The 11,210-nt window shown below is 67.7% G+C and carries 11 protein-coding genes; 9 read left to right on the top strand and 2 right to left on the bottom strand.

Features of this window, described 5'->3' with window-relative positions:
* Positions 1-92 precede the first annotated feature (92 nt).
* Together ATO4_RS24970 and carA are read right to left on the bottom strand one after the other, a co-directional pair.
* Positions 93-323, bottom strand: coding sequence for a helix-turn-helix transcriptional regulator (locus ATO4_RS24970; protein ID WP_083594551.1), 231 nt, complete (start codon positions 321-323; stop codon positions 93-95).
* Between the two features lie 779 nt (positions 324-1,102).
* Entirely contained in the window at positions 1,103-2,290 is a 1,188-nt protein-coding gene (gene carA, locus ATO4_RS24965) for a glutamine-hydrolyzing carbamoyl-phosphate synthase small subunit (RefSeq protein WP_083594549.1), read from the bottom strand.
* Between the two features lie 628 nt (positions 2,291-2,918).
* Here carA and ATO4_RS24955 point away from each other — a divergent pair.
* The 9 genes from ATO4_RS24955 (at position 2,919) to ATO4_RS24920 (ending at position 11,194) form a co-directional block, all read left to right on the top strand.
* Positions 2,919-3,368 (top strand): GatB/YqeY domain-containing protein, encoded by a 450-nt coding sequence (locus ATO4_RS24955; RefSeq protein ID WP_083594545.1) that lies wholly within the window; start codon positions 2,919-2,921, stop codon positions 3,366-3,368.
* Positions 3,369-3,617: 249 nt separating this feature from the next.
* On the top strand, positions 3,618-3,986 hold the full coding sequence (gene rpsM, locus ATO4_RS24950; protein WP_083594543.1) for a 30S ribosomal protein S13: 369 nt from the start codon (positions 3,618-3,620) through the stop codon (positions 3,984-3,986).
* Between the two features lie 198 nt (positions 3,987-4,184).
* Positions 4,185-4,574, top strand: a complete 390-nt coding sequence (gene rpsK, locus ATO4_RS24945) for a 30S ribosomal protein S11 (RefSeq protein ID WP_083594541.1) — start codon at positions 4,185-4,187, stop codon at positions 4,572-4,574.
* Between the two features lie 213 nt (positions 4,575-4,787).
* On the top strand, positions 4,788-5,822 hold the full coding sequence (locus ATO4_RS24940; protein ID WP_083594539.1) for a DNA-directed RNA polymerase subunit alpha: 1,035 nt from the start codon (positions 4,788-4,790) through the stop codon (positions 5,820-5,822).
* 167 nt (positions 5,823-5,989) lie between these two features.
* Positions 5,990-6,412, top strand: a complete 423-nt coding sequence (gene rplQ, locus ATO4_RS24935; protein WP_083594537.1) for a 50S ribosomal protein L17 — start codon at positions 5,990-5,992, stop codon at positions 6,410-6,412.
* A 149-nt stretch (positions 6,413-6,561) separates the two neighbouring features.
* Complete coding sequence (locus ATO4_RS24930) at positions 6,562-7,584, top strand: NAD-dependent epimerase/dehydratase family protein (RefSeq protein WP_083594535.1); 1,023 nt, start codon at positions 6,562-6,564, stop codon at positions 7,582-7,584.
* 258 nt (positions 7,585-7,842) lie between these two features.
* Positions 7,843-7,995: a hypothetical protein gene (locus ATO4_RS28165; protein ID WP_210191139.1), complete on the top strand. Its 153-nt coding sequence runs from the start codon at positions 7,843-7,845 to the stop codon at positions 7,993-7,995.
* Between the two features lie 216 nt (positions 7,996-8,211).
* Positions 8,212-9,804 (top strand): DegQ family serine endoprotease, encoded by a 1,593-nt coding sequence (locus ATO4_RS24925; RefSeq protein WP_083594533.1) that lies wholly within the window; start codon positions 8,212-8,214, stop codon positions 9,802-9,804.
* Position 9,805: 1 nt separating this feature from the next.
* A complete protein-coding gene (locus ATO4_RS24920) occupies positions 9,806-11,194 on the top strand; it encodes an AAA family ATPase (protein ID WP_083594531.1) in 1,389 nt (462 codons plus the stop codon).
* The last annotated feature ends 16 nt before the right edge of the window (positions 11,195-11,210 follow it).

Below are 11,210 nucleotides of genomic sequence, written 5' to 3'. Positions count from 1 at the left end.
CGGACCGCCGCCAGCGGCGGGGAAGCGGGCGAGCGCCGAGCCGCCGACCTGCCCCGCCGATCGGGCCGATCTGTGGGCAGGCGGGCCGCCGCTCAGGAAGCCTCGTCGCTGCTCGCGACCAGGGAGGCGTCGTACTCCTCGTAGCCCAGCGCGAGAGCGAGGCAGGCCAGCTCGACGTTCTTCGGGATTTCCACCGCCTTTCCGTCGCGGTGGCCCTTTTCGTAGTACTGGATGACACGCTTCTTCAGGCCGAGCTTGTCGGCCGCGTCCTTCTGCTTGAGGCCAAGCGCCTTGCGCCAGTTCTTGAAGGCTTCGGGGGTCATGGGGTGTCCAAATCGGTTACACTGGGGTGTCGGGTACAAACATTTGCGTTACCGCCGAGTGAACCATCCAACATCGGCAGCGATGCGACCGGCCGGACCAATCGCCGGCGCGGCCTGTGCAGAGAGCCGTCGGCAACGCCCCTGACGGCGGCTCGAACGGTCGCGGACGGGGGCTCAGGAGGCCGCGCCGGCCTTTGCCGAAGCGTTGCGTCGCAAGGACTTGGCGCGGTTTTCGTCATCGCTCGGTCATGGGGGCGTCATCAGCGTGTCGTGGTCCCGGGGCAGGTGGCGGTATAGCCCGAGCGAGCCGGCGCGCGCATTCGAAAATGCACGCCGTGCACGTTCTTGTGATGCACTGGGTGCGCATTCGGCAATTGACCATGCCGCACAAGGTGCGCATATTGAGGTTATAGCGAAAGTCGGATTCATGCTCGGACAAGTTTTGTCCCGTAGCGTCATCCGGTAATGACAACTCCAAGGAAAGGGTGAGCTGCCATGTTGGCGGATATTCTGATTGGCCGCTCTTCTTACGGCGGCGACCGCGGCCGGGACGATCTGCATCGTCATGCGACGTTCAGCTGCGGGGTGAAGTCGTTCTTCAAGAGGGCGATGAGGCTGTTCAGGCTGGCCTGACGGACCTGGCCGCAAGGCCTCTGCGAGCGAAGGCTCGACACGAAAAAACCGGCGCCGGGGATGCCCCCCGACGCCGGTTTCGTTTTTCCGGTAATGGTCGCCGCTGCGTTCTGCCCGAGAGGCTCGCGGCGGCCGGTGCGGCGCCGTCAGGCGGCCTTCTTCGCCCGCGTCGCCTCGATCAGGTCGAAGAAGCGCTGGAACAGATAGTGGCTGTCCTGCGGGCCGGGCGAGGCCTCCGGGTGATGCTGGACCGAGAACACCGGCTTGCCGGAAAGCTTCAGGCCGCAGTTCGAGCCGTCGAAGAGCGAGCGATGGGTCTCCTCGACGCCCTCCGGCAGGCTGTCGGCCGCGACCGCGAAGCCGTGGTTCATCGAGACGATCTCGACCTTGCCGGTGGTGAAGTCCTTCACCGGATGATTGGCACCGTGATGGCCCTGATGCATCTTCTCGGTCTTGGCGCCCAGCGCCAGCGCCAGCATCTGATGGCCGAGGCAGATGCCGAACACCGGTACGTCCCTGTCGACCAGCTCGCGGATCATCGGCACCGCATATTCGCCCGTCGCCGCCGGATCGCCGGGACCGTTGGACAGGAAGACGCCGTCGGGCTCGTGGGCGAGGATCTCCTCGGCGCTGACCGTCGGCGGCATCACGACGACCTCGGCGCCGAGACCCGCCATCAGCCGCAGGATGTTGCGCTTGGTGCCGTAGTCGACGGCGACGATCTTGTATTTCGGCTCGGCCATGTCGGCATAGCCGGCATCCCAGATCCACGGCGTCTGCTTCCACACCGCGCTCTGGCCGACCGCGACGTCCTTGGCAAGGTCCAGCCCGACGAGGCCCGGCCAGGCCTTCGCCCGCGCCTTCAGCGCCTCGATGTCGAAGCTGCCGGTGGAGGAGTGGGCGATGACGGCGTTCTGCATGCCCTTGTCGCGGATGAAGGCGGTGAGGGCTCTCGTGTCGATGCCGGTGAGGCCGATGACGCCGCGCGCCTTCAGCCAGGCGTCGAGGGCGCCGGCGGAGCGGTAGTTCGACGGCGCGGTCACGTCGGCGCGGAAGATCGCCCCGACGGCGCCGCAGGAATTGGCCGGCGTCAGGTCTTCATGGTCGTCGTCATTGGCGCCGACATTGCCGATATGGGGAAAGGTGAAGGTGACGATCTGCCGGGCATAGGAGGGATCGGTGAGGATCTCCTGGTAGCCGGTGAGGGCGGTGTTGAAGCAGACCTCGCCCTCGATGGCGCCCTCGGCGCCGACGCCGTAGCCCTCGATCACGGTGCCGTCCGACAGGACGAGGACCGCCGTCGTCTCGCGCTCAGTCCAGGCTTGGCCGGCCATCTTCGTTCCTTTCCATGTCGATGCAACGTCTTGCGCTGTTGGCTTCACGCGCTCTTCTCATCGCGCAGATGGGCCGCATGACCGCAGCCTGCCACCCCGACGCCACATATCAGGGCTGCGTCAGGTGGAGGCAAGGCATCTTGCGCGAACTTCGCGACGTCTCTACATCCAGCCGGCGCCGACGGGCAAGAGCATCGAGGCGCCGGACGAGATCCGGCAGGCCCGAACCTCCGTCCCGATGCCGCTACCTGCCGCCCCGATCCGCCGCCCCGATGCAAAGACGCGATGCAAACAGGCGACAGGTTTCCGTTTCTCTCCCAGGGTGGCGTCGCCGCACCCGCGATTCGGCTTTACGCCGAGCCCCAACAGGTATTGGACTTGTGAACCGATCATGACATCGGCGGCCGGTGGCCCGCACGCTCGCCACAATGTGACAGAGCGACGGGCCACGGGTCAGGTAACGGTTCTCAGGTAACGGTTCTCAGGTAACGGTCCTGGTGAAGTTCGAGTTTGACATTCGGTCCGGCGGATTTCGCCCCGGGTCGTCGAATGCCATATTCGCTCCATCAGACACACGCCGGCACATTGGTGCGGCGCACAGTCAGTCGAAACCGAAAGTCAGACACCCATGCGCGAGCATCTTTCCGACGCTCTCAACGCCGCAGTCAAGCAGCAGGACAAGCGCCGCATCAGCACGCTGCGGCTGATCAACGCCGCGATCAAGGATCGGGACGTCGCCTGTCGCAGTGCCGGGCGCGATCCGGTGGGCGAAGAGGAAGTGCTGCAGATCCTGGTGAAGATGATCCGCCAGCGCGAGGAATCAGCCCGCGAATACGATGACACCGGCCGGCTGGAACTGGCCGAGCAGGAGCGCGAGGAGATCGCCGTCATTCGCGAGTTCCTGCCCGCCCAGCTCGACAGCGGCGAGATCGAGCGGGCCTGCCGCGAGGCGGTCGAGGAGACCGAATCGAAGGGTCTGCGCGACGTCGGCCGCTGCATGAACAAGCTCAAGCAGCGCTATGACGGCAAGATGGATTTCGGCAAGGCCTCGACGGTGGTCAAAGGGCTCTTGCGCTGAGGCCACGCGCTGCCGGCGGTTGCCGCCCGCCGCAACGGCAGGCGCGCCTTGCGCGGGCCACCGTCGCGGTTGACTTGCCCGGCGCAAGTGCCTATAGCCACCGCATTCGCGATGACTGCGGCTGGCACGGGGCTCGAATCGAGTGCCGACCGGCCGTTTGCGGCCTTACCGCTCCCGCGTGAACAAACGGGCCGATCGCCCAAGGAACGAGCGGGCTTCCAGCCTGCCTGACATTTTAGGAGAAGCGACGTGGCCCGTATCGCTGGCGTCAACATCCCATCCGGCAAGCGCATGATCATCGCGCTGCAGTACATCCACGGCATCGGCCCGGCATTCGCCCGTCAGATCATGACCAAGGCGAATATCGGCGAAGAGCGCCGCGTGAACGAGCTCAGCGATTCCGAGATCCTGGCGATCCGCGAGATCATCGACCGCGACTATCACGTCGAGGGCGACCTGCGCCGCGAGACGGCGATGAACATCAAGCGTCTGATGGACCTCGGCTGCTACCGCGGCCTGCGTCATCGTCGCGGCCTGCCGGTGCGCGGTCAGCGGACCCACACCAACGCCCGCACCCGCAAGGGTCCGGCCAAGGCGATCGCCGGCAAGAAGAAGTAAGCACCATCGGATCGGGCGCCCGGCCACTCGCCGCGCGCCCGTTTTCGTACGGGTGAGGGGGCGTGGCGCGTCCGGCGGTTGCCGGCGCCGGCCCCGGTTTCGAGCAGATGGCGCAATGCGCCGGAGGCAGATGGCGCATCGCGCCGCAGGTGGAGCCGCTGGAACTACGGCGGTGTCGAGATCGAACAGGAAATTTGAATGGCCAAGGAAGTCCAGCGCGTTCGTCGTCGCGAGCGCAAGAACATCTCGTCGGGCGTGGCGCACGTCAACTCGACCTTCAACAACACGCTGATCACCATCACCGACGCCCAGGGCAACACCATCGCCTGGTCCTCGGCCGGCGCGCAGGGCTTCAAGGGCTCGCGCAAGTCGACCCCCTTCGCCGCGCAGATCGCCGCCGAGGATTGCGCCAAGAAGGCGCAGGAGCACGGCATGCGCACCCTCGAGGTCGAGGTCTGCGGCCCGGGTTCGGGACGTGAGTCGGCGCTGCGGGCCTTGCAGTCGTCGGGCTTCACCATCACCTCGATCCGCGACGTGACGCCGATCCCGCACAACGGCGTTCGGCCGCGCAAGAAGCGCCGCGTCTGACGCAAGGCGAGCAGGGCGGGCCCCGAAGGGCACGCCCCATACCGGCGTGGACGCGCCGATGAGACTGGGCTGCCGTGGCGGCCATCAGAGCGGGGCGCATGGCGCTCCGCTGTTCGAGTTTCCGGAGACGGCTGGCGTCCGACGCATCCGATCCACCGGTATCAGACCTATCGCCACGATTGGATGGTGGCGAGGAAACTGAGAGGCATCCCTATGATTTCCAGCAACTGGCAAGAGCTGACGAAGCCGAACCAGATTGTCTTCAAGAACGAGAGCGCCCGCAACCGGGCAACGCTCGTCGCCGAGCCGCTCGAGCGCGGTTTCGGCCTGACCCTCGGCAACGCGCTGCGCCGGGTCCTTCTGTCGTCGCTGCGCGGTGCGTCGGTGACGGCCGTCCAGATCGACGGCGTGCTGCACGAGTTCTCGTCGATCCCGGGCGTCCGCGAGGACGTCACCGACATCGTCCTGAACGTCAAGGAGATCAACATCTCCATGCAGGGCGAGGGCCCCAAGCGCATGGTCGTGCGCAAGTCCGGCCCGGGCGTCGTCACCGCCGGTGACATCCAGACGGTCGGCGACATCGAGGTCCTGAACCCCGAGCACGAGATCTGCACCCTCGACGAGGGCGCCGAGATCCGCATGGAGTTCACGGTCAACACCGGCAAGGGCTACGTCCCGGCCGACCAGAACCGCGCCGAGGATGCGCCGATCGGGCTGATCCCGGTCGACTCGCTGTTCTCGCCGGTCAAGAAGGTGTCCTACAAGGTCGAAAACACCCGCGAGGGTCAGGACCTGAACAAGGACAAGCTGACCATGACGATCGAGACCGACGGCTCGATCTCCGGTGAAGATGCGGTGGCCTACGCCGCCCGCATCCTGCAGGACCAGCTGTCGGTGTTCGTCAACTTCGAGGAGCCCCAGCGCGACGTGCGTCCGGGCGCACCGGGCGTTGCCGACGACCAGATCGCCGAGCTCGCCTTCAACCCGGCGCTGCTCAAGAAGGTCGACGAGCTGGAGCTTTCGGTCCGTTCGGCGAACTGCCTGAAGAACGACAACATCGTCTATATCGGCGATCTCATCCAGAAGACCGAGGCGGAGATGCTGCGCACTCCGAACTTCGGCCGCAAGTCCCTGAACGAGATCAAGGAAGTGCTCGCCTCCATGGGCCTGCACCTCGGTATGGAGGTGCCCGCCTGGCCGCCGGAGAACATCGACGACCTCGCCAAGCGCTACGAAGACCAGTACTAGGACGCGCGTCCCGGCCGCCCTCGTGAAGGGTGGCCGGGCGCTTCGGCCTCTCCCCGGTGGGGACGCCGCAAATCATTCAAAGGCACGGCGACCTGTCGGTTCATCCGGCAGGGACGCAAAGATACCGACCACGGCGAAACGCCGACGTTTTCGAAGGAAACTCAACCATGCGTCACGGCAATAGGGGCCGCAAACTCAATCGTACGGCCGAGCACCGCAAGGCGATGTTCGCCAACATGGCAGCATCGCTGATCGAGCACGAGCAGATCGTCACCACGCTTCCCAAGGCGAAGGACCTGCGTCCGATCGTCGAGAAGCTGATCACGCTCGGCAAGCGCGGCGACATGCATGCCCGCCGCATGGCCGCTTCGCGCCTGCGCGACGAGGCTGCCGCGGCCAAGCTGTTCAACACGCTCGCCGCCCGCTATGCGGACCGCAACGGCGGCTACTGCCGCGTCCTCAAGGCGGGCTTCCGCCGCGGCGACAACGCTCCGCTGGCCGTCATCGAATTCGTCGACCGTGATCCCGAGGCGCGCGGCGCCGCCGATCGCGCCCGCCTCGAGGCGGAAGGCAACGAGGACGCGGCATAAGCCGCGCCTCATACCGCATTGCATGACCTTTCAGGGGAGCTTCGGCTCCCCTTTTCTTTTGGCGGAGCATCCGGTCGCCTGGTGAGGAACGGGCGCGGCGGCGCGACGTTCTGGAGGCAGGCGGCCGGAGAGGGGATGAGAGCGAAGCCATGACAGACCAGCGCGTCCTCCTGACCGGAGCCACCGGCTTCATCGCCCGGCACATCGCGCTGCAGCTGCTTCTGCAGGGTTATCGGGTTCGCGGGACCGTCCGATCGGCGGAAAAGGGCGAGGCGCTTCGCGCCACCCTGGCGAAGGCCGGCGCCGACGTCGCGCGCCTGGAGGTCGCGGTGGCTGATCTCACCCGCGACGCCGGTTGGGACGAGGCTGCGAGGGGCTGCGACTTCGTCTGCCATACGGCCTCGCCGTTTCCGGCCCGCCAGCCCGCCGACAAGCTGGCCCTGGTGCCGATCGCCCGGGAGGGGACGCTACGGGTGGTCTGCGCGGCGGCGAAGGCAGGGGCGAAGCGCCTCGTCGTCACCTCGTCGGTGGCCTCGATCACCTATGGCCACGACCCCGAGCGCGACCCGGTGTTTACCGGTGACGAATGGTCGAATGTCGATTCGCCCGACATCTCCGCCTATGCCGTCTCCAAGACGCTGGCCGAACGGGCCGCCTGGGAGGAGGCGGGGCGCGCGGAGCTTCCCATGGTGGCGATCAACCCGGCGCTGGTTGCCGGCCCGCTGATCGGCGAGGCGGCGGGAACCTCGGTGCAGCTGATCGGCATGATGATGCGGGGCAAGCTGCCGGCGGTGCCGGACATCGTCTTCGGCGTCGTCGACGTGCGCGACGTCGCGGCCGCCCATGTGGCCGCGCTGACGGCGGACGGGGCCGTGGGGCGGCGCTTCATCGTTTCGGCGGGGTCGCTGTCGATGATGGAGATCGGCCGGGCGATCGCCGAGGCGTTTCCGGAATACCGCAACAAGGTGCCGCGATTCGCGCTGCCCGATGTCGTCGTCCGGATGGCGGCACTCTTGGTGGGCGAGGCGCGTGCCGCGATCCCCGAACTCGGCCGCCGCAAGGAGCTTTCCACCGAGCCGGCGAGGGCGGTTCTCGGCTTTGCGCCGGCAGACCCCCGGGAGGCCGTCGCAGCCACGGTGCGCAGTCTGCGGGAGCGCTCGCGCGCCGTCTGAGCCGCGGCTCGCGAGACCGTGAGTTCCGCTGCGTAAGGTTAACTGTTAAGGCTGAATCCAGCGAAAAAATCCAGTGTGGCGTAAATGATATCGTCCCCGCCGGGCGGGCGTGCGATATGCGCCGCACATTCGATTTTCGTTGGGAGCGAGGCAACCAAATCAGCCCTTTCGCCTTTGATGTCAGGAATGGGGCACACGCCACAGCATTGTGGCAACGTTTACGCGGTTGAAACAATCTTCATGAATGATGCGAGAACAATGAACACGACCGGCCGGAGTACCATGCGTCGCACCCTCCTCACTCTTCTCGGCGCCGTCGCCGCCTTCGGCGTCCTGACGGCGAGCTACGCCACGGCGGAGCTTCCGACCGACGGCGGTTCGACCGAGATCTCGAGCCCCGCCACGAACTGAGTTTCGACGGGACGAATCACATGCGAATGAGGAAGGGGCCCGCGGGCCCCTTTTTCGTGCCAATCGTCTGGTCTATCCCGTCGCTGCGGCATCGGCGTTGAACGATCGCGATCCTCGCGGCGTGGCGCGGCGATGCCCTCAGGCGGGCGGCCCGGCGTCGATCGACGAGCAGGCGGGCTGTTCGCAGGACACGGTGGACATTCCTTGCGAGGCGTCATGAAGCTGAAACTCCTGGTGCTGGCGGCAGCCTTGTTGGGTGGGACGGCGCTCGCCGTGCCGGCCGTATTTCACGAGGGCTCGACGCTGCATCGCTTCCTGGCGCCGCTGGTGGCCGAGGAGCCGGTGCCACTGACGCCGGGCGACGACGCGCTGCGCGAGGGGCTCGGTCTCGGCAGCCAGCCGCGCTGGAAAGAGGCCGGGGCGGCAGAGCCGACGCTGGTCGCGGCGGGCGATCCGGTGGCCCGTGACGAGCAGGACAAGCAGGGCGAAGCGCGGGTGCCGCAGTCGGCGGCGGAGATCAAGCTGTCCTTCGCGCCCCTCGTCAAGGAAACCGCGCCGGCAGTGGTCAATGTCTATGCGGCGCGCAAGGTGGCGGCCCGCCGCTCCCCCTTCGCCGACGATCCGTTCTTCGGCCAGTTCTTCGGCAACCGCTTCGACAACCCGCCTCGCATGGAACAGTCCCTCGGCTCTGGCGTCATCGTCGACGCGTCCGGCCTCGTCGTCACCAACAACCATGTCGTCGAGGGCGCCGACGAGGTGAAGATCGCCTTTGCCGACGGGCGGGAATTCGAGACCAAGGTCCTGTCGAAGGACGCGACCGTCGACCTGGCGGTGCTGAAGATCGAGGGCGAGGGGCCGTTCCCGACGATCCCGATCGCCGATTCGGACGACCTGGCCACCGGCGACCTGGTGCTGGCGATCGGCAACCCGTTCGGCATCGGCCAGACGGTGACCAACGGCATCGTCTCGGCGCTGGCGCGCAACCACATCGGCGTCAACGATTTCGGCTTCTTCATCCAGACCGACGCGGCGATCAATCCCGGCAACTCCGGCGGCGCGCTGATCGACATGCGCGGCGAACTCGTCGGCGTGAACACGGCGATCTTCTCGCGCTCCGGCGGCTCCAACGGCATCGGCTTCGCGATCCCCTCCAACATGGTCGCGACCTTCGTGCGCGCGGCGAAGAACGGCGGCCGCTTCGAGCGGCCCTTCGTCGGGGCCGACTTCGCCCCCGTGACCGCCGACATCGCCGAGGCGCTCGGCCTTCAAAAGCCGGGCGGCGCGCTGGTGCGGTCGGTCTATCCGGAGGGTCCGGCGGCAAGGGCCGGGCTGAAGGTCGGCGACGTGGTGATGAAGGCGGACGGCCGGGACATCGCGACCCCCGACGCCCTCGACTACCGCCTCGCCACTCTCGGCATCGGCAAGACGGTGACGCTCGACGTGTTGTCCTCCGAGGAGACCGAGGCGCTGCAGCTGCCGCTCGAGCAGGCGCCGGAGGTGCCGGCGAGGGACGCCCGCACGATCGACGGGCGCAACCCGTTCGCCGGCGCGACGGTGTACAACCTGTCGCCGCGGGTCGCCGACGAGTTCCGGCTGCCGCAGGATTCCACCGGCGTCGTCGTGGCCGAGGTCGCGCCGCGCTCGCTCGCCGGGCGCTTCGGGCTGCAGCCGGGCGACATCGTGCTCGAGGTCAACGGCGAGAGCGTCGATTCGACCAGGACGCTGGCAGCAATCGCCGCCGAGACCTATCGCGGCTGGCAGTTCGACATCGAGCGGGGCGGTCGCCGGCTGACCCAGGTGGTGCGCTGACATGGCCGACCTCTTCGGCGACGACCCGCCCCCCGAGCCGCAACCGCGCCAGTCGGCGGGACGGGCGTCGTCGCCGGAACCCGAGGGTCGCCGGGCGCCGCGTGCCGAGCCGCCGCGGCCGCTGGCCGACCGGCTGCGGCCGAGGCAACTCGCTGAAGTCGTCGGCCAGGAGCACCTGACCGGGCCGAGCGGGGCACTGACCCGCATGCTCGCCAACCGGAGCCTCGGCTCGCTGATCTTCTGGGGCCCGCCCGGCACCGGCAAGACGACGGTGGCGCGGCTGCTCGCCAGCGAGGTGGACTACGCCTTCGAGCAGATCTCGGCGATCTTCTCCGGCGTCGCGGACCTGAAGAAGGTGTTCGAATCGGCCCGGCTGCGGCGCATGAACGGCCGGGTGACGCTGCTCTTCGTCGACGAGATCCACCGCTTCAACCGGGCCCAGCAGGATTCGTTTCTGCCGGTGATGGAGGACGGGACCGTCATCCTCGTCGGCGCGACGACGGAGAACCCGTCCTTCGAGCTGAACGCCGCGCTCTTGTCGCGGGCGCGGGTGCTGACCTTCCAGTCGCTCGCACCGGAGAGCCTCGCCAGGCTGCTCGACCGGGCGGAGGAAGAGACCGGCCGTGCGCTGCCCCTCGACGAGGGCGCGCGGGACCTCCTCCTGCGGCTCGCCGACGGCGACGGGCGGGCGGTGCTGACGCTGGCCGAGGAGGTCTGGCGGGCGGCGGGCCGGGACGAGGTGATGGACGCCGAGACGCTTCTGTCGGTCGTCCAGCGGCGGGCGCCGATCTACGACAAGGGCCAGGACGGGCACTACAATCTCATCTCGGCGCTGCACAAGTCGGTGCGCGGCTCCGACGTCGACGCGGCGCTCTACTGGCTCTGCCGGATGCTCGATGCGGGGGAGAACCCGCTCTATCTCGGCCGCCGCCTGGTGCGCATGGCGTCGGAAGACATCGGTCTCGCCGACCCGAACGCGCTGCGGGTCGCGCTGGCGGCCAAGGACGCCTACGACTATCTCGGATCGCCCGAGGGCGAGCTGGCGCTGGCCGAGGCGACGGCGTATCTCGCCGCCGCGCCGAAGTCGAACGCGGTCTATGTCGCCTACAAGGCGGCGATGCGGGCGGCGAAGGAGCACGGCTCGCTGCTGCCGCCCAAGCACATCCTCAACGCCCCGACCGGGCTGATGAAGGACGAGGGCTACGGCTCCGGCTATCTCTACGACCACGACCAGCCGGGCGGCTTTTCCGGCCAGGACTATTTTCCGGAAGAGATGGGCCGCCAGCGCTTCTACGAGCCGACCGACCGGGGCGCGGAGAAGCGCCTCGGCGAGCACCTGACGCGGCTGGCACGGCTGCGCGCAGAGCGCAGCGGCCGCGGCGAGGGCTGAGCGTCGCGCCGGCGGG

This window comes from Aurantimonas sp. 22II-16-19i, from assembly GCF_002088275.1.
Classification (GTDB): Bacteria; Pseudomonadota; Alphaproteobacteria; order Rhizobiales; family Rhizobiaceae; genus Jiella.
Note: the sequence above shows the minus strand (reverse complement) of the source record. Positions and strands in the feature narration are given on the sequence as shown.

Excerpts from the sequence above, each read along its gene's own strand:
- ATO4_RS24970 (WP_083594551.1), bottom strand. The coding sequence starts at position 323 with ATGACCCCCGAAGCCTTCAAGAACTGGCGCAAGGCGCTTGGCCTCAAG.
- carA (WP_083594549.1), bottom strand. The coding sequence starts at position 2,290 with ATGGCCGGCCAAGCCTGGACTGAGCGCGAGACGACGGCGGTCCTCGTC.
- ATO4_RS24955 (WP_083594545.1), top strand. The coding sequence starts at position 2,919 with ATGCGCGAGCATCTTTCCGACGCTCTCAACGCCGCAGTCAAGCAGCAG.
- rpsK (WP_083594541.1), top strand. The coding sequence starts at position 4,185 with ATGGCCAAGGAAGTCCAGCGCGTTCGTCGTCGCGAGCGCAAGAACATC.
- ATO4_RS24940 (WP_083594539.1), top strand. The coding sequence starts at position 4,788 with ATGATTTCCAGCAACTGGCAAGAGCTGACGAAGCCGAACCAGATTGTC.
- rplQ (WP_083594537.1), top strand. The coding sequence starts at position 5,990 with ATGCGTCACGGCAATAGGGGCCGCAAACTCAATCGTACGGCCGAGCAC.
- ATO4_RS24930 (WP_083594535.1), top strand. The coding sequence starts at position 6,562 with ATGACAGACCAGCGCGTCCTCCTGACCGGAGCCACCGGCTTCATCGCC.
- ATO4_RS28165 (WP_210191139.1), top strand. The coding sequence starts at position 7,843 with ATGAACACGACCGGCCGGAGTACCATGCGTCGCACCCTCCTCACTCTT.
- ATO4_RS24925 (WP_083594533.1), top strand. The coding sequence starts at position 8,212 with ATGAAGCTGAAACTCCTGGTGCTGGCGGCAGCCTTGTTGGGTGGGACG.
- ATO4_RS24920 (WP_083594531.1), top strand. The coding sequence starts at position 9,806 with ATGGCCGACCTCTTCGGCGACGACCCGCCCCCCGAGCCGCAACCGCGC.